Below are 21,638 nucleotides of genomic sequence, written 5' to 3'. Positions count from 1 at the left end.
AGACTCTTTGGCATGTTGCCTAAGATCCTTACTACCCACCAGCTCAGGCTTGATGTTCCCTCGCTAGCCGATGCAGACGAAGTGACAGTGCTCTGTCAGGATCCGGAGATCCAAAAGTGGACGACGATTCCGGTCCCCTATGGTCGCGAGGACGCCGTCAGTTTTATCCAGGATGTTGCGTTGCCGGGTTGGGAAAAGGACTCGCCTACGTGGTTTATTAGGGCGACGACGACGGATTCTTCCCCCATCCTCGGCGCCATCGGGCTAACAAAGAGCGCGCCGTCCATCGCCGAGATCGGATTTTGGCTGGCGCCCGAGGCCCGCGGACGAGGGGTCATGATCGAGGCCCTCCAGAAGGTCGTCGATTTCGGCTTTGCTGAACTGGGCCTAGAGGCCATCCAGTACTCGTGCTACGTGATCAACGGAGAGCCCAACTGGCCCTCGGCAAAGGTCGCGTGGCGCGCCGGGTTTACGTTCGAGGGAAAGCTCCGCAAGAATCTAGTCACTAATCAGGGTGAGGCGATCGGTTCGCTAGTGGGCTCGCTCCTTAAAGATGATCCACGTTCGCCTCAACACGCATGGTTTGGACCTTCATTGGTTCGTCCGGCGATTCCCGATTCGAGGGATCCGGAGGCATTGGTGCGGCAGTTCCACGAGACCTACGGCCTGCCGATCGTCTCCGACGGGCCCAACTCTGATCGCGAGCGGGTACATATGCGTATGGCGCTTGTGGCCGAGGAGTTCTCCGAGCTGGTTGGGGCGGTGTATGGGTATGACGCGCGTTCCTTGATCGAGGAGGCGTTCGCAAAAGGTGTCGCCTCGGATACGGGCGCGCGCGACACTGTGGAAACTGCCGATGCGCTTGCTGATCTGGTGTACGTAATCTACGGGATGGCGCTCGAACTCGGAATACCGATGCGTGACGTTCTAGCGGAAGTACAGGCTTCGAACCTCTCCAAATTGGGTTCGGACGGCAAGCCGATCTATCGCGAAGACGGCAAGGTTCTCAAGGGGCCCGGCTTCTTCCCTCCGGACATCCCCCGGGTTCTGGGGCTGGACTAGGCCTCTGGTTCATCCTCGATGATCTGCGCATTGCCCTCGGCAACGTAGCCGGGGGGAATACGGACGTCGCCGCGAATCGTAAGGGAGTGTGCACGGAGGAGCGAGGGGGTCTCGGGCACCCGTGCAGCAAAATCTTCGTAGCGTGCGAAGTAGCGTGGATCTAGATCCACGATGGGACGTTGCGGGGCCCGATCCTTAATGATGCCCTCTGGTGTCAGCTCAAAGGCATCCGAACGCAGCAGCATGAGGTCTGCCATTCGCTTGACCGGGATGAAGCGAGTGTTATCCACTTCTAGGAGCTCAGCGTGGGCAAAGTTCCCGATTGCCGAGCCCATCGCGCTCTCGATCTGGATGGCAGGCACCTTGTGTCCTACAGTCTTGTGATTGACGATCACAGGCAGGGCGAGGCCTCCATTCTCATATACCTGTTTTAGGGAGGCGAGATTGATCCAGAGGTTATTCGTGTTGAGGAAAGCGTGACGCTGAATATCCATGAAGAATGGCAGGTCAGATTCCGGGGTTTGAGCCAGTTCGCGTAGAACAATGCCGTCATCGGAAATCCTTCGGGCGAAGTGCCCACCCTTAGTGTCCATGGGGGTGCGGCGGACTACCTCAGCCGCGAAGTCCGCGCCAGTGTGATCGAACCACGATGCGATCGTAGGATCTGGTACGGCTCCCAAGTTATCCGCGTTCGCCACGAAGAGATAGGAATAGCCTTTCTCAAGGAGAAGATCGAGCAGGCCAGTGCGCACGAGAACCCCGTAAAGATCGCCGTGGCCAGGAGGGGCCCACTCTTGGGACGGATCGGCTGGCCACGAAATTGGCTCGTACGTATCGGGATCAAGGCGCGGGACCACCGTCTGTAGAACAGTTGACGGGATGCCATCGGTTGGTGCGTTATGTGCACCAAGGGCCTTCTGCGTGGCGGATGCCGTTGCATCTGAGTTCAGAAGGATGAATGGAAGAGGGATCTGGTAGTGCTCCCGCAACCAGAGGATTTGGCCGAGCGCAATGTCAAGAAATGTACGGCCTTCGTGCGCCTCAAGAAGGGATTTGGGACCGTTCAGCCCCATCGTTGTCCCGATTCCACCATTGAGTTTGAGCACAGCGGTGTGCGAGATAGCTTGCGCCGCATCCTGTGGTGTTTCCAGTGAACTCAAGGAACGGATGCTCGTGAGTGGATCGATCATACGCTCGGGGATAAGAGTCCGCTCACCAGAGTACACACGGTTAAAAGCACGCGAAAAATCGGCTATTTCTGCTTCCGTTTTGCCGTGCGCTCGCATCTTTGCAATGGCGGCGGGTTCTGTCACTATGGCTCCTGAGGGTCCTCGAAGTTTTCGTTATCCTCAGTATCGTCTAGGACAATCGCATCCTCTACCTCGTCCGTCAGACTCGCAGCGAGGATCTGCTGCGATAGTTCGTCCAGACGCCGTGAGAACTTCCTACGTTGGGCAACCTGAGAACTGTGCTTCATGGCCCCAATAACGGGAAGTGCCCGCTCGATCGCATCAAGCTCATTGCGCCAGACTATGGCCTGCTTCGCCACCTCGGACGTATTGGCCGAAGCATACAGGTACACCACTTGTTCACGAAGAATCGTCACGCGGTTTTCCAGCCCCTTCGGGGCCTTTTCCTTCTTCTTGGAGTCCTGAACAAGCTTGAACCGTTTCAAGAGATCAGAGAACGCATCGGGATTGTCTTTGAGGATCTTCTGAATCTGTGGGGCAAGCTGCCGGGCCACAATGAGGACTGCCGGCCCCAGTTTCGCGGCTATTCTCCAGATGTTCGGCAACGCACTCCCCTTCCCACGGATATGTCTGCTCTAGTCTACCCGGTGGTGAATGCCTCACCGGAAATCTCTGGATTTGAGCGGCACTCTCAGGCCAAGGGGCTCAAGGCGATCCGCGACAAAATTCATAGCGCCATCACCGCGCTCTACCATCCCACGCACAATCAAGGCAGGGCTGGTTCGCGCCACTTGACGGTAGCGCTGCCACAGCCCGTGAGAGCACACAACATTAAGGAGGCCCGTCTCATCTTCAAGAGAAATAAAGGTAACCCCTTGAGCGGTGTGCGGACGCTGGCGGTGGGTCACAACGCCAGCAACGAGTATTCGATGGCCTTCCTCTTCCTGCCCAAGATCCGCAATGCGCACAACGTTCCTCTCCTTAAGGTCTGGGCGAAGAAACTCCGTGGGATAGGCGGAGGAGGATATCCCTGTCACTTCCAGATCAGCATTCACCTTTTCCGCCTCGCTCATTTGAGGCAGAGCAGGTATGTGGGCCGGTGCGGCAGTACCGGGGATTGTGGGCTGATAGTACAGACCATGGATAGCGCCGTGATCCTCTAGGCTTTGGGCCAACCAGATCCCCTGCCGTCTCCCCGTCCCTAATGATTCAAGAGCTCCCGCGCTGGCCAGAGCCTCAATATCCTGACGCGACAGCTGTGCCCTATGCGCCAGATCGGCGGCATCGGAGAACGGGGCCTCCCCACGGGCCTGCAAGATTCTGGGAATGGCCTGCTGTAGCCCGCTAACTTGAGAAAGGCCCAGCCGCACCACCTTCTCGGGATGGGCATCAACAAGCCGATGGCGTTCAACGTCCCTCGGCGCGCATTTTTCTACCGAGGCCTCCTCCAAGGAGAAGGAAACATCGGGAGGGCGGACGGCAACCCCGTGAAGCCGAGCATCGCTCACGAGAGATTGAGGCGAATAAAAGCCCATGGGTTGAGCACCGAGAAGACCGGCGTAAAACTCTTCCGGATAGTGCACTTTGAGCCAAGCGGAGGCGTACACCAGATAGGCAAAAGAAAACGCATGAGATTCGGGGAAGCCAAACTCTGCGAACGCTTGAAGCTTGTCATAAATCTCCTCTCCCGTCTCCTCATCGATACCGCGAGCGCGCATTCCCTCGATGAGTTCAGCGTGGATCTGCTCCATGCGTTCGTGGGAGCGTTTGGAGCTAATGGCCTTCCTCAGTTTGTCTGCCTGCACAGGAGTGAAGCCAGCCCCATCGATGGCGATCTGCATGAGCTGTTCCTGAAAGAGTGGCACACCTAGGGTCTTTTCGAGTGCCGGGCGCAGGAGTTCGTGAGGGTAGGTGACTGCCTCGCGCTTTCGCCGTCGCTTGAGATAGGGGCTGACCGCTTGGCCTTGGATGGGACCTGGGCGTATGAGGGCCACTTCAATGACGATGTCATAAAACTCTTCGGGGCGTAGCCGCGGCAGCGTGGCCATCTGGGCGCGCGATTCAACTTGGAAAACACCCACAGTGTCCGCTGCCTGAAGGAGATGATAGACCCGTGGGTCCTCTTGGGGAAGATTGTGAAGGTCGGGGGCTTTCCCGTCAGTTCCACGGATGCCACCTTCCGCGAGCCATGTGAACGCGATACGCAGCGCGGTGAGCATCCCCAGTCCGAGGAGATCAAACTTGACTAGTCCGGCCTCCGCGCAATCGTCTTTGTCCCACTGCAAGACAGTTCGCCCGGGCATGGTGGCCCATCCGACGGGGCACACGTCAATCACCGGACGATCGCACAACACCATCCCGCCCGAGTGTATGCCCAGATGGCGCGGGAGGCGTTGGAGGCGGGCTGCAATCTCACTAATCTCCGGTGGCATGCTTCCCGTTTCCCAACGCTCGTGAAAAAGGCCCGAGCGGCCACTTTGGGAGATCAGTCGCTGTGTCTGTGCTTGGTGAAGGTCCTTGGTCAGGTCCACGGTGCGCCCGGACTGGCGTGGAACCTTGTGCTCAACATTCTTCGCCCACTGATCAGCCTGCCCTTGGTCATAGCCAAAGGCGCGGGCGGTATCCCGTATGGCTGATCGCGGGCGGTAGGTGATCGCGTTGGCCACCTGTGCGGCGCGCGTGCGCCCGTAGCGTTCATAGACGTGCTGGATCACTAACTCGCGGCGGCCAGATTCAATATCTACGTCTATATCCGGAGGGCCTGACCGCCCGGGGGAAAGAAAACGCTCGAAGAGCATGTGATGTTTGACTGCGTCAACGGCAGTGATTCCCAGTGCGTAGCATACTGCCGAGTTTGCGGCAGATCCGCGTCCCTGACACCAGATGCCCTCACTTCGGCAGAAGTTCGTGATCTCTTCAACAATGAGGAAGTAGCCGGGAAATCCCAACTGCTCGATCACGTCAAGCTCGTGGTTGATCTGCTTCCATGCCGCCGGATTATCTTTGGGGGTGCCGTATCGTTCCGTCGCGCGCCGCCCAGTGAGCTCGCGCAGCCACGTGGCCTCTGTGTGCCCCTTGGGCACGGGAAAGGGCGGAAGATTAGGAGCCAAAAGATGAAGATCGAAGGAACATTCACGTCCGAGCCGTGCGGCCGCTTCAATGGCTTGAGGGTGATCGCGGTGGCGCTGGAGCATCTGGGCCCCCGAACGCAGGTACTGTCCCGAGGCTGGCAGGTAGGGATCCATCGCGCTCAAGGGGCGGCGGGCCCGCGTTGCGGCAAGAACATCAGCAATCGGGCGGTCCTGTGCTCTCGCGTAGTGCACGTTGCCCGTGGCAACCGAGTCCACCCCGACGGACTGGGCAAGCTCCGCCAGAAGGTTGCAGCGCTCGCGGTCAAGCGGGGCACCTGTGTTCGTGAGCTCAACGGCCACGTTGTCGCGTCCAAATAGACTGATCAGGTACTCAAGTTCACGCCGGGCTGTGTCCGGATCAAAACCGGGACCTCTGCTTGATAGCCCGCGGTTCACCCTACCCTTGCGGCATCCTGTAAGCAGGAGCCATTGGCCGCGAGCGCTCTCGGCCAACCCTTCCAGCGTGTAGTGTGCCTCCCCTTTCTTGCCGCCGGCCAACTTGGCTTGGCCAACAGTGCTGGAAAGGGACTGATATCCCTGAGCATTTCGAGCTATGAGGAGAACGTGTTCTCCGGGCGGATCCTCAGCTCCGGTGCGCGAGTCCCCGGCGTTCGGGGAATTGCCCAACGTGAGCTCTGTGCCAAACACCGTGGCGAGGCCGGTGCTGCGGGCCGCCTCCATGTGCTGGACAGCACCCGGGAAACCATCGTGATCGGTGATGGCGAGCGCTTCGAGTTCGAGCTCAACGGCCCGTTCTACCAATTCGGAGGGAAGGGAGGCCCCGTCAAGAAAGCTATAGGAGGAATGAGCGTGAAGTTCGCAGTAGCTGGTCCAATCAGACATAGCGTCCTTCTTCCTTCCACTCGTTGTTTTCGATGTAGACAAGTACGCCGATGCCCGCGCCCGCGACCTGCAGGTAGGCCCGGCGCACGGGATGGTCCCACCATCGTTGTTCGATAATCCACGGACCCGCGAACCTCGTAATGGCGATATCTCCGCCGCGCCCGCGAAGAAGCGACGGCTGCTGGGCTGCGCATCCTTGGGGGCATCCAAGTTCACCTTCTCCCGATACCTGCAACTGATGCCCACAAGCTCCCAGGAGATTCACAGCGATCGGCTCGGTGTGAAGGAGACATGGTGGGGGCTCGGGGATAGAACCGGGCCAGGGCAACTCACCTTGGTCTTCATGATCGGGTGCCTCGTTCCAGGCTCTGGTGCGGTAACGCTCGCTCGGAATGCGGCTCCCCACCCGATAGGGAACCGCGATCGATTCTTCTCCTAGAAGGCTTTGAAGTCTGAGCGCCGCCTTCGTCGCCTGATGTTCGCTTACGCTCTGTCCGCCCCACAGCGGCTGTGGCCGGTAGCCTGCGGGCAGGAGATCACTCATCTTCAGACTTAACCGAACAATGCTCGATCCGTCCTCCCCGCTCGATAGCCAGCTTCCTAACTGCCATCGAACCCGGTCAACAACATCTTTGACACTGCCGCCATCAAGCAGCCATGCCCTTTCCAGTTCGTTCCCGTTCATCAAAGAGGCCGTGATGAGAAGCCTTCCTCCGGCCAGAGAACGCGACACAATCTCTTCACCCAGTTCATCTGCGAGTATTTTTGCGGCGAATACGGTCTGCTCTGTGGTTTCCAGCGGCGGCTCAAATGTGCGCGTAACAGAGAATTCAGGTGTGGCCTCCTGACGATGTGCCACATGCACATCGTCCCCATCAACTAGGGCCCAGATAAGCTGACCAATCTTCCCGAACCTAGTGGTCAGAGCAGTTCGCCCCAACTGGCGAACCTCTCCAAGACGCCGCAGCCCGAGCCTTTCCAAGAGGTTGAGACACTCCATTAGGTCTTCGCGGCTATCCTCTGAGGGGGCCGCAACAAGCAGTGAAGACAGTGGCTCTCTACCAATGAAGGAGTCCGTCTCCGCGAGGGAAACGACGCTGTTATCTCTGGCAGCCAAGAGGGTGGCCAGTGTTCCGTAGCCAAATCCCACGAGGGCCTCACAACCAGCTACATCGTTGATTTCTCCGATGATCTCCTCTCCAAGAAGTTCCGCCGATCCCGCTGCCTTTATCGCCCCCGCGGCGGTGAAGAGAACGCTGCCGGAGCTAACAACTGTCACGTTGGCGATATGGCGATCCAAAGCCCGCAGGACTGGTTCGAACCTGAGAGACTCGCGCTCCGGATCAGCGGGAAGCAACAGGGCGTGAGGGCTCAGGGAATGCGCGCTGCGTTGACGCATTCCTTCGGTGATCCCCTCTCTGCGCGCCCACGAGTTTGCCGAGAGAATGCCACGTTTTCCATATACCGCCGCCGGCGTTGCCGAATCCACATCTCCGGCTATCTCCGCGGCAGTGACCGGCCAGTCCGGAATCCAGACACTTCCAGAGAGCTTCATAAGCTCACGACCTCTAGATGCCGGTGAGTCTTTCCGCTAACCGTTTCCTTAGTTCCCTTCCATCCGGTGTCCGTTATCTCTATGAGGGCCGATTCCCCGGATACCTCCGAGGAGGACATTCCTGCCAGGCGCAGGGCGAGTGAAGAAATGTGGCCCTCTCCTTGGTCAAGTCCTTCTAAATCAACGAGGGTGCCGCGGGTTCCGACGCGCGTATCCCACCCCTCCCCAAGCAGGAGGGTCTCGCGTGATAGAGCCCGGCGGGAAAGCACTCGCCTATCCCCCTGCTCCAGCAAGCCCTGGCCAACAAGTACAACGTCAAAGCCGTCAATGGCAGCCGATATCGCCTGAGGTAGGAAGGAGCTGGAGCACTGGGGAACCCAGACTGTGTGTTGCAGGTTCATGCCAAGGATCGAGGCAAGGCCCCAGCTCATATCCGGCATACCTAGGCACGCCACCCATGCCCCTTGATCACTGGCGATCCCCGCAGTAAGCATGCTGGCGAGACGGCTTCCGTGAATACCAATGGTCATTCCGTAGCGAAGTCCCGAAGGAAACACTCCACTCAGGCAGGTGGGGATCTCCCAGCGCCCACCGCCCGCCTGAAACTCTTCTTCGTGAACCGGGAGAGATTGCCTTGCCAGCCCCACTGCCGCCTCGGCCTGCACAAGTGCATTTCGTGCGGCGCTCAGGCGTCCAGACGCGTCCATGTCCCCTCCCTTCATGTTCGAAATGGTGTTCGATATTCAGGATAGTCTCTTCCTCCGACACCTTTCTACTCACCATCTTTCGGCCCAGCCTCTTTCGCTTGGAACTCACGATGATTTAGCGTTGTGTTATGGACATCACACGACCAATCGCACCCGAACCTTACAACCTGCTCCCACCTTGCCCGTCATTCACTCTCACCAGTACGGACATGCACGATGGGGAGGCCCTACCTCTCATCCACACAGCCGATGGAGCAAACCTTTCCCCACAACTCTCCTGGGAAGGCTTCCCAGAGGAAACTCAAAGCTTCCTCGTCTCCTGCTTCGATCCCGACGCACCCACTCCCGCCGGGTACTGGCATTGGACAATCCTTGACGTACCGCGCACCACAACAAGTCTGGATCAGGGTGCGGGTAGCTCCGACATTCTCCTACCAGACCCCGCGGCTCACGTGAACAACGATGCGAGCGAAGCTCGCTACGCGGGATCCGCCCCGCCTGCCGGCGATCGTCCGCATCGCTACATCTTTGCAGTGCACGCACTTGACGTCCCCACTCTTGGCCTAGACGCCTCGGCCGTCACGGCTACCACAACCGCATTTACCGCACTTTTCCATACGATCGCTAGGGCGCGCCTAACCACCACATACCAACGCCCATAAAAGCGCAAACACCCCCACGAGCCGCGTACCATGTGGGGGTGTTTCATATCGTCTTTTTCGAGCCACGCATCCCCGGCAATACCGGAGCGGCTATCCGCCTCGCCGCATGCACAGGTTCAACCCTGCATCTTGTGGAGCCATTGGGCTTCAACTTCTCCGATGCCCACCTCAAGCGCGCTGGCCTTGACTATCATGATCTCGCCGACCTTCGGATCCACAAGGATTTCGATGCGCTCCTTGCGGACGTAGCGGGCAACCGAATCTTCGCATTTACCGGACACACGGAGAACAGTTTCGCCAACGTCTCCTACCAAGAAGGGGACGTACTCCTCTTCGGCCCCGAACCCACTGGACTTCCCGCCAGCGTTGTTGCCCACCCAGCGATCGAGAAAGCTCTGCGCATCCCCATGATGCCGCACCTGCGTTCGCTCAATCTAGCCAACTCGGCATCTATCGCAGTCTACGAGGCATGGCGCCAACTGGATTACGCCGGGGCTTCCGTTATCTCTTAAACACCGGCACCGCTTTCACGGCGATAGGTGATAGAGATCCCCTCGAGAAGATCTTCGAGGGGCATATCGAGCGCCTCAGCCAACCGCAAAAGAGTGAACATCTGCGGGTTAGCTGGCCGATTTGTCTTGCGGTCAGAACGCGCGTGCTCCATGAGCTGATAGTGATTGCGATCAATTCCCGCCTTCTGAGCCACCTCTTCTTGAGACATTCCCAGATCCTCGCGGCGCTCGCGGATAGTTTTCGCGAAGAGGGATGCAATGTTCTTTTCCAAAGGTGAAGGTTCGGCCATAGCTTCACCTTCACCGGGTATGCCCCGCACATCGACGGGGTATACCCGGTAGTCTTTAAGAACGTCTTGCTAGGGAAGCCGCAGCTCCCAGCACGCCACCGCGCTGGCCGCCGCCACATTAAGCGAATCCACGTGACCAGCCATGGGAATAGTCACGGCGTAGCTGGCGGCACTAATGGTTCGCTGCTTGAGCCCGTCTCCCTCGGTTCCCATGATGAGCGCTACCCGCGAATCCTCTCCTGTACACTCTTTCAAGCGCGCGAACTCATTCAGCGCCATCGCGTCATCCCGAAGGGCTAGAGCCGCCGTGGTAATACCCGCTTGATGCAACCGCTCGATAGAACGTGGCCACTCGTGAATTCGGGTCCACGGGATTTGGAACACCGTTCCCATGGACACACGCACCGAACGCCGATAAAGCGGATCCCCACAATCGTCGCTCACAAGCACGGCATCCACCCCAAGGGCGGCCGCCGAGCGGAAAATCGCCCCAACGTTGGTATGGTCAACAAGCCCCTCAAGGATCACAATCCGGCGAGCGGGCCCTCCGGCTCGCGCCGTACGCACAAGATCCACCGGATCGGCCAACGGCGGCCGGTTCATCGCCGCCAACGCACCGCGATGCAGATGGAACCCGGTGATCTGTTGAAGCTTTTCCTCTTCTCCGATGAATACGGGCAGATCCCCACCATCCGCACTCCCGGTGGCCTGCTCGATCCACGGCTGAAGATCGGCCAACCAGCGGGCATCCGTAAGGAACGAACGCGGCGTATGCCCCGCCTGTATCGCGCGCATAATCACCTTGGTGGACTCGGCCATGTACAGCCCATGGTCCGTTTCCAGCTTTCGCCGCAGCGCCACATCGGTTAGATGCGTGTAGTCAAGAAGACGCGGATCGTCCAAATCGTTTATCGGAATAAGCACGCCTAATCGTTGCACGCCGATCCCGCTACCCGCGAATCGTTCCCACCACCAAAGCAAAAGGCGCGGACCGAGTTTTCCCCAGTCCGCGCCTTTTTAGCTATTGAGTTTAGATTCCACCCGGCACGTCGGGACGCTGCCCAGCTTCCGCATCCGGGTTGTAGCGCCGTCCACTCTGCTGGCCCGATTCGGCTGCCACATCAGTGGCCTTATTCGCCTCGCCCTTGGCATCGGCGAGCGCCTGATCAATATCTGGCAGGTTGGTGGAGGCCAACGCATCGGCAATTTCGCCGTTTTCGGGGAACCGCACACGTGGAGCCCCGGGCACATCGTTTGCATCGGAACCGTCATCGTCTGCATCTGCCGGCTGGCTAAAGCCCTTAGATACGGCGTCCAGCGCAGAGGTTAGATCGGACGGGATCATCCAGAGCTTCGAGGAAGAAGACTGAGCGATCTGCGGCAGCATCCGAATGTACTCGTAGGAGAGCAGCTTCGGATCGGCGTTGCCGCGATGGATAGCGTCAAACACCTGAAGGATGGCTCGCGATTCACCTTGAGCCTTCAAGATCGTGGACTGTGCCTGACCTTCGGCGCGAAGAATAGCGGACTGCTTCTCACCTTCAGCGGTCAGAATAGCGGACTGCTTGACACCTTCAGCGGTGAGAATGGCTGCGCGGCGATCACGTTCGGCCTTCATCTGCTGTTCCATGGCACTCTGCACGGTTGCCGGCGGATCAATCGCCTTAAGCTCCACGCGGGAAACGCGGATACCCCAGCGTCCGGTTGCTTCGTCCAGCACTCCACGGAGTTGTCCGTTGATCTGATCGCGGCCCGTAAGCGCCTGCTCCATGTCCATCGTGCCAATGATGTTACGCATGGTTGTAACTGAGAGCTGCTCAATAGCCGACATAGGGTTGGCGATCTCGTATGTTGCCGCCTCGGGGTTAGTGATCTGATAGTAGATGACAGTATCGATCGAAACGTTGATGTTATCCGACGTAATCACCGTTTGCGGCGGGAACGGAACAACCTGCTCACGCATATCGATTCGCTGACGAATCGTGTCAAAGAACGGCACGAGGAAATGAAGCCCCGGCTGATACGTCTTGTGGTAGCGCCCTAGCCGCTCCACAATTACGGTATATCCCTGATGTACCTTGAAGATCGCCCGAAAAACAGACACAACTACAAGGACGAGCAGCAGGATAAGAAGAATTCCTACAACATTGCCCGGTTCCATATGGTTCCTCCGATGGTTGATGGGATTACGGTTGGGGTGGGCGAGGTGCCACGACCGCGGTGGCACCGTCGATTTGGACGACGACGACGTCACTGCCCTCCGGGATCAATCCGCCCACTGAGCGAGCTGACCACACATCCCCACCAATCTTGACGCGGCCTGACCGCTCGTCTACGCCCGTGAGCGTGCGAGCCGCTTTTCCAACTTGCCCGTATACGTTACCCGCGGCAGCGCCTTTCGGGTTCATCTTTTTTAGCGCCCATGGCCGGGCGAAAAGAATGAGAACAAGTGCCGCCAAAGAGAAGGCGAGAACTTGCCATACAATGCTCTCTGTTCCAAAGGCAACGCCCGTTGCAATAAGAGCCGATCCGCCGAGCATCAAGAATGTGAACTCCACCGTGAAGGTTTCGATGATGAAACATACGATGGCAACAATCAGCCAAATGTACCAGCTCATGGCGGAAATCCTCCCGGTCGTGTGGCGCTCCGTGGCGGCCGTTGCAAGTCAGTGTACAGGTTTGCGGTTATCGAGGGACAAAGGGCCCAACTAGAGACTTTGGCGTTCCTCCCGACGCAACGCACGTGCGGTGTAGCGCCCGTGCGAACTCTCAACCTCAAGAGGCAAGCCGAAAACCCGCGACAGATTGAAGGAAGTGATCGTTTCGGAGATCGGGCCGGCCGCGAACACCGTCCCGTCCTTCAAGAGCAACGCATGAGTGAAGCCCTCGGGGATCTCCTCGACGTGATGGGTCACCAAGATGAGAACGGGAGCATATGGCTGGGCAGCCAGTCCTGTCAGGGTTTCCAGCAGCGATTCGCGGCCTCCCAAATCAAGCCCCGAGGTGGGCTCATCTAGAATGAGCACCTCGGGATTGGGCATGAGGGCCCGGGCGATACCCACTCGCTTGGTTTCTCCCGAGGAGATCGTATTAAACACCCGATCCGCTAGGCTGCCAACCCCCAAACCGTCAAGCAGTTGCTGAGCGCGCGCCGTGTCCTCATCCTCGTATATCTCACGCCACCTCGCCAGATGCCCATAGGCTGCCGTGCGCACAACGTCAAGAACGCGCTGGCCCGCCGGAATCCGGGTATCAAGTGAGGCAGAAGTGAGACCCACGAGTGGCCGGAGCTCGTTCACATCAACGCGCCCGAGGGTCTCCCCCACAATGGTCACCGTGCCGCTAGAGGGATGCATCCGTCCGGCCGCCAGTTGAATCGAGGTGGTTTTACCCGCGCCATTAGGCCCTAGTACAACCCACCGCTCACCTTCGTTAACCCGCCAGTTGACTCCATCCAGAATATTGCGTCCACCGCGCTTGACGATAACGTCTTTTAGTTCCAACACATCACGCATGGTTCTACCCTAGACCAGCCTGACTAAAACCCAGCGATAACGTCCCGGTAGAACTGCATGGTCTTGACACCAATTGACTCCCATGAGAACTGGTCTTCAACCCGCTTACGCCCGGCTGCTCCCATCTTCTTGGCGCGATCGAGATCCGAGCACATGTCCTCTAGTGCCTTGGCCAAATCGGACTCAAACTGCTCGGGGTGAATCGGTGTGCCCGTCCCATCGTCCACCTGCTCGATGGGCACGAGGGTGCCGGTCACGCCGTCGTCGATACAATCCGGAATACCTCCGGTGGCTGTCCCAACTACTGGCAAATTAACTGCCATTGCCTCCAAGTTTACGATGCCGAGCGGCTCGTAAATAGAAGGAGTCACGAACACTGTGGAACATGCTTCAAGCTGGACAATGCGATCGTGCGGAAGCATATCGTCAATCCACACAACCGAATCGCGCGTCTTCTGGAGGTCCTCAACAAGGCGGCGCGTCTCCTCTGCAATAGCCGGGGTGTCGGGTGCACCCGCACACAGAATTACCTGAATCTCCGGGGAAATCTTCCCGAGCGCGCGGAGCAACCCTGGCACTCCCTTTTGACGAGTGATTCGGCCAACGAAGATGATCGTGGGGCGATCTGAGTCAAGGCCGTAGGAGGAGAAGAACTCGCGGGCCTGATCCCATCCCTCGTCGGTTTGCGGCGCCTTCCAATCCTCTAGGTCAATGCCGTTGTGGATCACCCGCACGCGATCGGGATCAATCTTCGGGTAAGCGCGCAGGATATCTTCTCGCATACCGTTGGAAACGGCCACGATTCCAGCGGCGGCTTCATAGGCCGTCCGCTCCGCCCAAGACGATACGTTGTAGCCACCTCCGAGCTGTTCACGCTTCCACGGGCGTAAGGGCTCAAGCGAATGAGCAGAAACAACGTGAGGAATATCGTAGAGCAACGAGCCAAGGTGGCCCGCCATGTTGGCGTACCACGTATGGGAGTGCGCGATGTCAGCTCCCCGAAGGTCCTCGGCGATAGCCAGATCCACTGAAAGCGTACGCAGGGCCGCGTTAGCGTCCTCTAACCCCTGAAGGTACTCGTATCCAGTCAGAGAGACGCCCGCGGGGAGCCCCTCAAGGTCTTGCTTTGACCTCTCGCCATCGAACGCACGAACCTGTACCTCGGCATGTTCACCCAGAACCTTCGCCAACTCAGTTACGTGCACCCCCGCTCCACCGTAGACGTGTGGTGGATACTCACGGGTTAGCAGATCAACTCGCATTGCTGGACCTCCTCGTTGAATGAATGCCTCCTGCACCACTCTAGTGGCAAATGAGCCTCCATTGTCCCAATCAATCGGACTGGAATACCGATTTCGCCGATACGGGCAAACGTGCGCTGGATCACTCCCATTAGGTATGGTGGTTTCATGAAAACAAATCCACGGGTACTCAGTATCGTCTTAGCAGGCGGTGAGGGGAAGCGTCTGATGCCGCTAACCCAAGACCGCGCGAAACCCGCAGTTCCTTTCGGCGGGATTTACCGGCTTATCGATTTTGCCCTGAGCAACATCGTGAACTCCGGCTATCTCAAAGTCATCGTCCTTACCCAGTACAAGTCCCACTCGCTTGACAGACACATCACGAAGACGTGGCAGATGTCCAACCTCTTGGGCAACTATGTAGCACCGGTTCCCGCCCAGCAACGCCGCGGGAAGAACTGGTTCCTCGGATCGGCCGATGCGATCTATCAGTCCTTGAACGTGCTCGATGATGAGCGCCCCGATATCGTGTTGGTCACCGGGGCAGACAACATTTACCGCATGGACTTCTCACAGATGGTCCAGCAGCACATTGACTCCGGCTTCGATCTCACGATTGCCGGCATCCGCCAACCACTCGACCTTGCTCCTTCCTTCGGCGTCATCGATGTTGATGATGACAATCCGCTCAAGGTCTCTCGTTTCCTCGAGAAGCCCAAGGACACCACCGGCCTCGGGCTTCCAGATTCGCCAGACGAGTTCCTCGCGTCGATGGGCAACTACGTATTCTCTACCGAGGCTCTTTATAAGGCGCTCATGGAGGATGCCGCAGAGGACGAATCCAACCACGATATGGGTGGAAACATTGTTCCCTCGTTCGTGGAACAGGGAAACTGCGGGGTTTACGACTTCACGTTCAACGATGTGCCAGGGGCCAAGGAACGCGACAAGAAGTATTGGCGCGACGTGGGTACGATTGATGCTTTTTACGACGCAAACATGGATCTCATCTCTGTGGAGCCCGTCTTCAACCTGTACAACGATCGCTGGCCGCTCCTGACCGGCTACACCGGCCTTCCCCCGGCGAAGTTCGTGTACGGACATCACGAGAGGCTGGGGCACGCGCTCGATTCGATCATCTCTCCGGGAGTAATCATCTCCGGTGGCGAAGTGATAGGTTCGGTGCTTTCACCCGGGGTGCGCGTGAATTCGTGGGCATCCGTCCGGCAATCCGTTGTGTTCGACGGCGTTCAAGTGATGCGCAACGCCACCATTGTCAATGCCATCATTGATAAGCACGCTGTGATCGAAGAGGGTGCCAGCGTTGGCGTTGATCACGACAGGGACCGCGAACGCGGCCTAGACGTTTCACCCGAGGGCATCACGGTGGTACCCAAGGGCATGCGCGTTCCTAAATAGGTAGTCTCTAGGCCATGAGCCAGACTATTCGCGAGGGAGAGCCTGTCAGGTTCTCCCTCGCCTCATCTTCCCCGCTTCCTCCCGGGCTTTCGGCCCACACCGCCCACGTGCTGGAGGAGGCCTGCTCGGATACCACCATCATCGAGCCGTCGGTGGCCGGACTCTTCACTCGGAGCTTCTTGGGGCGGGCGCGCAAGGAACTCGATAGGGGTTGGCTACGTGAGGAACTGCGCGGGCCCGCTCTAGCACTGCGTGTGGATGCTGCGTTTCTAACAGGCGAAATGGCTACAGACGGCCCGGCGCTGGTAGTGACAGACGTGGACTCCACATTCATCGCCAACGAAGTGATCGAGATGCTCGCGGCCGCCGCCGGGAGCGAAGAGCAGGTCCGCGATATCACCACGCGCGCGATGGCGGGCGAACTCGACTTCGCCGGATCTCTTACCGAACGCGTGGCAACTCTGGGCGGCGTTCAAGCCACGGTTTTCGAGGAGGCGGCGCAGAGCGTCATCGTGCATCAGGGTGCGCGCGAACTCGTTGCTGCGGTACACGCCCACGGGGGTATCTTCGGACTTGTTTCGGGAGGGTTCCACGAGGTGGTGGACCGCTTCGCCTATCCGCTTGGGGTGGATCGTCTACTCGCTAATCGCCTCGAGGTCGCAGACGGACGGCTGACGGGCCGGACGCGCGGACCGATCATTGACCGAGCGGCCAAGGCACAGGCGCTCACCCACTGGGCTGAAACATTAGACGTCCCGCTTGACCGGACAGTCGCCGTGGGAGACGGCGCAAACGATCTGGGGATGATGGAGATCGCAGGGCTCTCGGTGGCCTTCTGCGCGAAGCCGGTGGTACTGGAGAGCGCTGACTCCGCGATTACCAGCCCACGGCTGGACATCCTCATTGCTCTTCTTGGATGGGACGCGGTGAGCTAGGCGACGGCACCTAGCACGTAACGCTCGTACAATGGCTACGTGTCCAACGCCAACGCTCCAAAGTGCCCACTGCGATACGGTGAACCCTGTACTTTGTGCCAACCGTATGTGACCGGCCCCGAAGATTGCCAAACTGTGGCCCTCGTAATGTCCGATCCGGAGCTGAAAGCTCAATGGGCCAAGGGATATTCGGCATGGGCACGCCAGCGCCGCGAAGAGCGTAAGAAGGCGCACAAAGCAGCTGAGCCCACCGGCGCCCCTGCAAGTCCCCCTAGTCAGGGATTAGTGACGGGAATGCCAGCCTCGTGGTGAGCCGCTAAATTGCCACCCGGAGAACCTCGCTGAGGGTTAGCCCGCCTTCTTCAAGCGTGCGCCATTCCGGTAACGTGCCAATCGCGGCCGTTGCCGTGGGGAAACCCGCACGGAGTTCTCCGTAGCCCGGAGAGTCCTCAGAGGCGAGCATAGCGGAGGTGATCGACATGGTTGGCTCATGCCCTACCACTAGAACCGTACCGGTGGAACTGGGGACCTCTCGGAGCATAGCCAACAGATCGTGCCATCCAGCGCCGTAGAGCTCCTCGCTTGAGCGAACCTCCCCCACCTGCAAGCCGCCAGACTTTAGCCCCTCAAGGGTTTGCATTGTGCGTTCAGCAGCAGATACCAATACCAGATCGATGTGGGCCGCGCGGGCGGAGAGCGGGCCAGCCTGCGCGTTCGCCTGCTCCCTGCCCGTACGGCTCAAGGGACGTTTGAAATCTCGGCTGCCGTTGGCGGCCTTGGCGTGTCGCATCAGAATGAGTTGTGGCATGGGCCAAGCCTACAGGTTAGGCAAGGGCGATGAGATCCAGATAGTCATCGGACCACAGGTCCTCATCTCCATCGGGCAGCAGCAGTACGCGCTCGGGCTGAAGAGCTTCGACCGCGCCCTCGTCGTGGGTTACGAGGATGACGGCGCCCTCGTACTTGCGCAATGCGTTGAGGATCTCCTCGCGTGAGGCGGGATCAAGATTATTTGTTGGCTCGTCCAACAGCAGAACGTTGGCAGCGGACACCACCAGCATCGCCAGCGCCAGTCGCGTCTTTTCTCCACCGGAAAGCACCGAAGACGGCTTATCAGCGTCTTCCCCGGAGAACAGGAAGGAGCCGAGAACCGAGCGCACGTGAGTATCGTCTAGCTCCGGTGCAACGTAGCGAAGGTTCTCCACTACCGTCTTGTCCAGATCGATCGTCTCGTGTTCCTGCGCGTAGTACCCAAGTTTGAGCCCGAAACCATCGATGACGCTGCCACTGTCGGGTTCCTCAACTCGCGATAGCAACCGTAACAGCGTCGTTTTTCCCGTACCGTTCAGTCCGAGCACTACAACACGGCTCCCACGATCAATCGCCAGATCCACACCGGTAAATACTTCGAGGGATCCATATGACTTGGACAGCCCCTTAGCAGTGAGCGGCGTACGCCCACAGTGCGCTGGCGCAGGGAAACGTAGGTTCGCCACCTTGTCCGCACGCCGAGCTTCTTCGGTACCTTCGAGGAGCTTGCCTGCGCGGCGCGCCATATTCTGGGCAGCAACCGCCTTTGTTGCCTTCGCGTGCAACTTGTCTGCTTGGGCAAGGAGCGTCTGCGCCTTCTTTTCTGCATTGGCACGCTCACGGCGCCGCCTACGCTCGTCGGTTTCGCGCTGAGCCTGATACTGCTTCCACCCCATGTTGTATACATCCAAGGATGCGCGGTTGGCGTCCAAGTGCCACACCGCATTCACGGTATCTTCAAGAAGCTCCACCGAATGCGAGATCACCACGAATCCCCCGCGGTACACCTTGAGGTAATCACGTAACCACACGATCGAATCGTGGTCCAAGTGGTTGGTTGGCTCATCCAGCAGCAGGGTTTCTGCCTGAGAAAAGAGTATCCGCGCCAGCTCCACTCTCCGGCGCTGTCCGCCAGAGAGTGTTGCTAGGGTCTGGTCCAGTACCCGCTCAGGTAGCCCGAGCGCAGCGGCCATCTGGGCGGCCTCCGCGTTGGCGGCCCAGCCGCCGGCCGCAGTGAATTCTTGGTCCAACCTGACGTAGCGCTCCATCGCCTTCATCTGGCGTGCGCCCTCGGTTGTGGACATTTCCTTTTCCGCCTTGAGAATACGGCGAATCGTCTTATCGATATCCCGAACGGAAAGGATGCGATCGCGCGCTATCTGCTCGGGATCACCCGTATGGGTGTCCTGAGGGAGATACCCGATCTTCCCACTGCGGTTGATCTGACCGGTGTGCTCGATAACCTCGGAGGTGACGCCTTCCCCTGCCAGCAGGCGTGTCAGCGTGGTCTTACCCGCGCCATTACGCCCCACCAGCCCGATCCGCATTCCCTTATCAATACGGAAGCTAGCGTTCGCAATCAGTTCACGCGTACCGATTCGCATGGTCAGGTCTTGGGCATTAATCACGCGCTCTAGCCTACAAAGCTTTACCACTCGCGCCCAATCCCCAGACCGGGGTGTATCGCAACCCACGTCAGCCTCAAAGCCATTAGTATGGGGACGGTATTGATATTGCGTACCCAACTGGCGGAGGAAACGTGGCTCTACAGGTCCAAGAACTCAGGCTGGAACAGCTCTTTAGTGAGGCGTTCCTCCTGCGTATACCCGATTTCCAGCGGGAGTACGTGTGGGAAACCGAGCAGGCGATGCAGCTGTTAGACGATATCGCCGAAGCCTGTACAAGGGGACGATCCACGTACTTCCTTGGCTCGCTCGTGTTAGTTGGTTCGGAAGAATCGGGTGCCACATGGGACGTGATCGATGGCCAACAGCGCATCACTACTCTCATGTTGCTGCTCGCATCGCTGCGGGATCTCGAAGATGATGACCAGTTCCGCGAGTCTCTGGACTACCGCCTCAACGATCCAGGCGATCCTGTGGTTGGGCGCAAGGCGAGCCCTCGTCTAGTGCTGCGCGAATTGGACCGCGAATTTGTCCGAACCTACGTCCAAGAAGGCTCCGTCGAGGAGCTGTTCGCACTGTCCTACGAGGACACCTCCACACACGCCCAGCGGCGCATGATTGAAAACACGCGAGCTTTCTATGACTACTTGGACGCCACGTACGATTCCGCCGAACGGCGCCAAATCGCCCGCTACCTCCTGAGGGAGGTAGCCGTTGTCATGGTGGGTTCTAGCGATTACGCGGATGCCTACCGCATGTTCCATGTGCTCAACGATCGGGGCATTCCACTTGGCCCGTCCGATATCCTCAAGGCCCGCGTAGTCTCCTCGATCAACGCCGATCTGCAGGCAGAATACGCCCAGAAGTGGGATGCCATCACAGAAACCCACGGCCCAGACTTCGAGGAATTCCTCCGAAACATCTTCATAGTGGAGCAGGGAGAACCGCTGGCCGGTGACCTCATCGACGATTTCCCGGAGAAGCTGCTAGCGGCCTATGAGCCCGATCGGAACGACGAATTCATCGAACACGTTCTCCTACCCTATTCCGCGATCTACGAGCGTATTCGCCGCCCCGATTCTCGTAACGAGAAGCCGGAAGTCTGGGAAGAACTCAACCTTCTCAGCCAGTACAACTCTCGCGAGTGGCATGCTGCCGCCATGTGGATTCTTCGGAACCTTGACGACAACCCGCAACGGCAGGCTGAACTGCTTCGCGATTTAGAGCGGGTGATTGGGATAGACGCTCTTGCCCATACGGCACACAGCCAGCGGGTGGGACGAATTGTCCAGATTATCCGCGATCTGAAGGACGGAACTCCGCCCACCCAGATATTCGGTGTGTCCGATGAGTTACGCAGGAAGGCCGTGAGCAACCTTCGCGGCGCATTCGCCACGAACAGCCCACTGGCGAAAATTGTTCTCCAGCGTGCTAACGCACAGGCAGAGGGGCTTGCCAGCCTGCCCACACGCCGGGCTCTCAACGCCGTCCGGGTCATCCCCTCTAAAGACCCATCATTGAAGTGGGCTGGCCTATCGCCCTCTCAGCAAAACTACTGGTACGACAGGCTGGCCAACATCGTGCTAACCTCGGCCCGCCCGGCCAACCTCAGAAGCTCATCGGACTACTCCACTCGCCGCAAGAAGATCCTAGGAGTCGGAGATGCCTACGTACTGACTTCTCAGCTCCAGGACCTGCCTGAGTGGACCGATGATGTGCTAAACGAGAGGCAGACAGCCATCGTGCGGTCCATCTGTGATTACTGGTCAATTCGCCAAGATTCTGAGGGAATCGATCTGACTGCCGTTGAGGAGGACCGCCTTCTCCTTGGCTCCCGAGCTTCGGCACGCGGTGGCCGCCAAGTCAAGAATATTGACCTGCTACGCGTTGGGCTTATCCACGAAGGCGATGTGTTCGTGTGGGAGCGCCCTCGCCTCGGCAACAGCTATCGCGTCACAATCACCGCGGAAGGCCGCTTCGCCCTTGAAGATGGAACCATCGAAACATCGGCTTCCGCTGCGGCGCGCTCCGTTTCCGGCACATCTCAGAGCGGGCTGAAAGTATGGAGGCGCGAAGCAGATGGAAAATCGCTGGGCGAACTCAACGAAAGCTATCTGCAACGCGCCTAACCGTTATACGTC

Annotated in this window: 20 protein-coding genes; 7 read left to right on the top strand and 13 right to left on the bottom strand. The window is 58.7% G+C overall.

Features of this window, described 5'->3' with window-relative positions; translation table 11 throughout:
• The first annotated feature begins 12 nt into the window (after positions 1 to 12).
• Complete coding sequence (locus DD236_RS05220; RefSeq protein ID WP_109093338.1) at positions 13 to 1,062, top strand: GNAT family N-acetyltransferase; 1,050 nt, start codon at positions 13 to 15, stop codon at positions 1,060 to 1,062.
• Here DD236_RS05220 and DD236_RS05215 read toward each other — a convergent pair.
• The 5 genes from DD236_RS05215 to DD236_RS05195 are packed head-to-tail and all read right to left on the bottom strand — an operon-like array spanning position 1,059 to position 8,488.
• Positions 1,059 to 2,375 (bottom strand): UTP--glucose-1-phosphate uridylyltransferase, encoded by a 1,317-nt coding sequence (locus tag DD236_RS05215; RefSeq protein WP_109093337.1) that lies wholly within the window; start codon positions 2,373 to 2,375, stop codon positions 1,059 to 1,061. The two genes, DD236_RS05220 and DD236_RS05215, sit on opposite strands and share 4 nt — an antisense overlap.
• Entirely contained in the window at positions 2,375 to 2,857 is a 483-nt protein-coding gene (locus DD236_RS05210; protein ID WP_109093336.1) for a hypothetical protein, read from the bottom strand. The genes DD236_RS05215 and DD236_RS05210 overlap by 1 nt, the downstream gene beginning before the upstream one ends.
• Before the next feature lie 54 nt (positions 2,858 to 2,911).
• On the bottom strand, positions 2,912 to 6,226 hold the full coding sequence (locus DD236_RS05205) for an error-prone DNA polymerase (protein WP_109093335.1): 3,315 nt from the start codon (positions 6,224 to 6,226) through the stop codon (positions 2,912 to 2,914).
• On the bottom strand, positions 6,219 to 7,781 hold the full coding sequence (locus DD236_RS05200) for a Y-family DNA polymerase (protein WP_109093334.1): 1,563 nt from the start codon (positions 7,779 to 7,781) through the stop codon (positions 6,219 to 6,221). The genes DD236_RS05205 and DD236_RS05200 overlap by 8 nt, the downstream gene beginning before the upstream one ends.
• Positions 7,778 to 8,488, bottom strand: coding sequence for a hypothetical protein (locus tag DD236_RS05195; RefSeq protein WP_109093333.1), 711 nt, complete (start codon positions 8,486 to 8,488; stop codon positions 7,778 to 7,780). The genes DD236_RS05200 and DD236_RS05195 overlap by 4 nt, the downstream gene beginning before the upstream one ends.
• A gap of 128 nt (positions 8,489 to 8,616) precedes the next feature.
• Here DD236_RS05195 and DD236_RS05190 point away from each other — a divergent pair, with 128 nt between their 5' ends.
• Entirely contained in the window at positions 8,617 to 9,150 is a 534-nt protein-coding gene (locus DD236_RS05190) for a YbhB/YbcL family Raf kinase inhibitor-like protein (protein WP_109093332.1), read from the top strand.
• Positions 9,151 to 9,188: 38 nt separating this feature from the next.
• Positions 9,189 to 9,662, top strand: a complete 474-nt coding sequence (locus DD236_RS05185; RefSeq protein ID WP_207785700.1) for a tRNA (cytidine(34)-2'-O)-methyltransferase — start codon at positions 9,189 to 9,191, stop codon at positions 9,660 to 9,662.
• Here DD236_RS05185 and DD236_RS05180 read toward each other — a convergent pair.
• The 6 genes from DD236_RS05180 to glgA form a co-directional block, all read right to left on the bottom strand.
• On the bottom strand, positions 9,659 to 9,952 hold the full coding sequence (locus tag DD236_RS05180; RefSeq protein ID WP_109093330.1) for a helix-turn-helix domain-containing protein: 294 nt from the start codon (positions 9,950 to 9,952) through the stop codon (positions 9,659 to 9,661). The two genes, DD236_RS05185 and DD236_RS05180, sit on opposite strands and share 4 nt — an antisense overlap.
• Positions 9,953 to 10,021: 69 nt before the next feature.
• Entirely contained in the window at positions 10,022 to 10,876 is an 855-nt protein-coding gene (locus tag DD236_RS05175) for a TrmH family RNA methyltransferase (protein WP_109093329.1), read from the bottom strand.
• Between the two features lie 106 nt (positions 10,877 to 10,982).
• Positions 10,983 to 12,113: an SPFH domain-containing protein gene (locus DD236_RS05170; RefSeq protein WP_109093328.1), complete on the bottom strand. Its 1,131-nt coding sequence runs from the start codon at positions 12,111 to 12,113 to the stop codon at positions 10,983 to 10,985.
• A 25-nt stretch (positions 12,114 to 12,138) separates the two neighbouring features.
• Positions 12,139 to 12,570: an NfeD family protein gene (locus DD236_RS05165; protein ID WP_109093327.1), complete on the bottom strand. Its 432-nt coding sequence runs from the start codon at positions 12,568 to 12,570 to the stop codon at positions 12,139 to 12,141.
• A 90-nt stretch (positions 12,571 to 12,660) separates the two neighbouring features.
• Positions 12,661 to 13,467, bottom strand: a complete 807-nt coding sequence (locus tag DD236_RS05160; RefSeq protein WP_109093326.1) for an ABC transporter ATP-binding protein — start codon at positions 13,465 to 13,467, stop codon at positions 12,661 to 12,663.
• Positions 13,468 to 13,490: 23 nt separating this feature from the next.
• Complete coding sequence (gene glgA, locus DD236_RS05155) at positions 13,491 to 14,729, bottom strand: glycogen synthase (RefSeq protein WP_109093325.1); 1,239 nt, start codon at positions 14,727 to 14,729, stop codon at positions 13,491 to 13,493.
• 147 nt (positions 14,730 to 14,876) lie between these two features.
• Between glgA and glgC the strand changes: the two genes are divergently transcribed.
• The 3 genes from glgC to DD236_RS05140 are packed head-to-tail and all read left to right on the top strand — an operon-like array spanning position 14,877 to position 17,374.
• Complete coding sequence (gene glgC / locus DD236_RS05150) at positions 14,877 to 16,127, top strand: glucose-1-phosphate adenylyltransferase (protein WP_109093324.1); 1,251 nt, start codon at positions 14,877 to 14,879, stop codon at positions 16,125 to 16,127.
• Between the two features lie 14 nt (positions 16,128 to 16,141).
• Positions 16,142 to 17,062: a phosphoserine phosphatase SerB gene (gene serB / locus DD236_RS05145; protein WP_243410005.1), complete on the top strand. Its 921-nt coding sequence runs from the start codon at positions 16,142 to 16,144 to the stop codon at positions 17,060 to 17,062.
• 39 nt (positions 17,063 to 17,101) lie between these two features.
• Positions 17,102 to 17,374 carry a DUF6767 domain-containing protein gene (locus DD236_RS05140; protein WP_109093323.1) on the top strand — a complete coding sequence of 91 codons (273 nt, stop codon included), beginning with the start codon at positions 17,102 to 17,104 and terminating at the stop codon, positions 17,372 to 17,374.
• Positions 17,375 to 17,378: 4 nt separating this feature from the next.
• On the opposite strand, the gene DD236_RS05135 is transcribed toward DD236_RS05140, so the two are convergent.
• Positions 17,379 to 17,870: a SixA phosphatase family protein gene (locus DD236_RS05135; RefSeq protein ID WP_109093322.1), complete on the bottom strand. Its 492-nt coding sequence runs from the start codon at positions 17,868 to 17,870 to the stop codon at positions 17,379 to 17,381.
• A gap of 16 nt (positions 17,871 to 17,886) precedes the next feature.
• Positions 17,887 to 19,500 (bottom strand): ABC-F family ATP-binding cassette domain-containing protein, encoded by a 1,614-nt coding sequence (locus DD236_RS05130; protein WP_109093321.1) that lies wholly within the window; start codon positions 19,498 to 19,500, stop codon positions 17,887 to 17,889.
• A 131-nt stretch (positions 19,501 to 19,631) separates the two neighbouring features.
• Here DD236_RS05130 and DD236_RS05125 point away from each other — a divergent pair, with 131 nt between their 5' ends.
• Positions 19,632 to 21,626, top strand: coding sequence for a GmrSD restriction endonuclease domain-containing protein (locus tag DD236_RS05125; protein WP_165819831.1), 1,995 nt, complete (start codon positions 19,632 to 19,634; stop codon positions 21,624 to 21,626).
• Positions 21,627 to 21,638: the final 12 nt, after the last annotated feature.

It is taken from the genome of Ancrocorticia populi (assembly GCF_003123745.1).
GTDB lineage: Bacteria > Actinomycetota > Actinomycetes > Actinomycetales > Actinomycetaceae > Ancrocorticia > Ancrocorticia populi.
This window is presented reverse-complemented; position numbering and strand designations above follow the sequence as displayed.

Excerpts from the sequence above, each read along its gene's own strand:
- DD236_RS05190 (WP_109093332.1), top strand. The coding sequence starts at position 8,617 with ATGGACATCACACGACCAATCGCACCCGAACCTTACAACCTGCTCCCA.
- DD236_RS05200 (WP_109093334.1), bottom strand. The coding sequence starts at position 7,781 with ATGAAGCTCTCTGGAAGTGTCTGGATTCCGGACTGGCCGGTCACTGCC.
- DD236_RS05160 (WP_109093326.1), bottom strand. The coding sequence starts at position 13,467 with ATGCGTGATGTGTTGGAACTAAAAGACGTTATCGTCAAGCGCGGTGGA.
- serB (WP_243410005.1), top strand. The coding sequence starts at position 16,142 with ATGAGCCAGACTATTCGCGAGGGAGAGCCTGTCAGGTTCTCCCTCGCC.
- DD236_RS05180 (WP_109093330.1), bottom strand. The coding sequence starts at position 9,952 with ATGGCCGAACCTTCACCTTTGGAAAAGAACATTGCATCCCTCTTCGCG.
- DD236_RS05195 (WP_109093333.1), bottom strand. The coding sequence starts at position 8,488 with ATGGACGCGTCTGGACGCCTGAGCGCCGCACGAAATGCACTTGTGCAG.
- DD236_RS05220 (WP_109093338.1), top strand. The coding sequence starts at position 13 with ATGTTGCCTAAGATCCTTACTACCCACCAGCTCAGGCTTGATGTTCCC.
- DD236_RS05165 (WP_109093327.1), bottom strand. The coding sequence starts at position 12,570 with ATGAGCTGGTACATTTGGCTGATTGTTGCCATCGTATGTTTCATCATC.
- glgA (WP_109093325.1), bottom strand. The coding sequence starts at position 14,729 with ATGCGAGTTGATCTGCTAACCCGTGAGTATCCACCACACGTCTACGGT.
- DD236_RS05170 (WP_109093328.1), bottom strand. The coding sequence starts at position 12,113 with ATGGAACCGGGCAATGTTGTAGGAATTCTTCTTATCCTGCTGCTCGTC.
- glgC (WP_109093324.1), top strand. The coding sequence starts at position 14,877 with ATGAAAACAAATCCACGGGTACTCAGTATCGTCTTAGCAGGCGGTGAG.
- DD236_RS05205 (WP_109093335.1), bottom strand. The coding sequence starts at position 6,226 with ATGTCTGATTGGACCAGCTACTGCGAACTTCACGCTCATTCCTCCTAT.
- DD236_RS05135 (WP_109093322.1), bottom strand. The coding sequence starts at position 17,870 with ATGCCACAACTCATTCTGATGCGACACGCCAAGGCCGCCAACGGCAGC.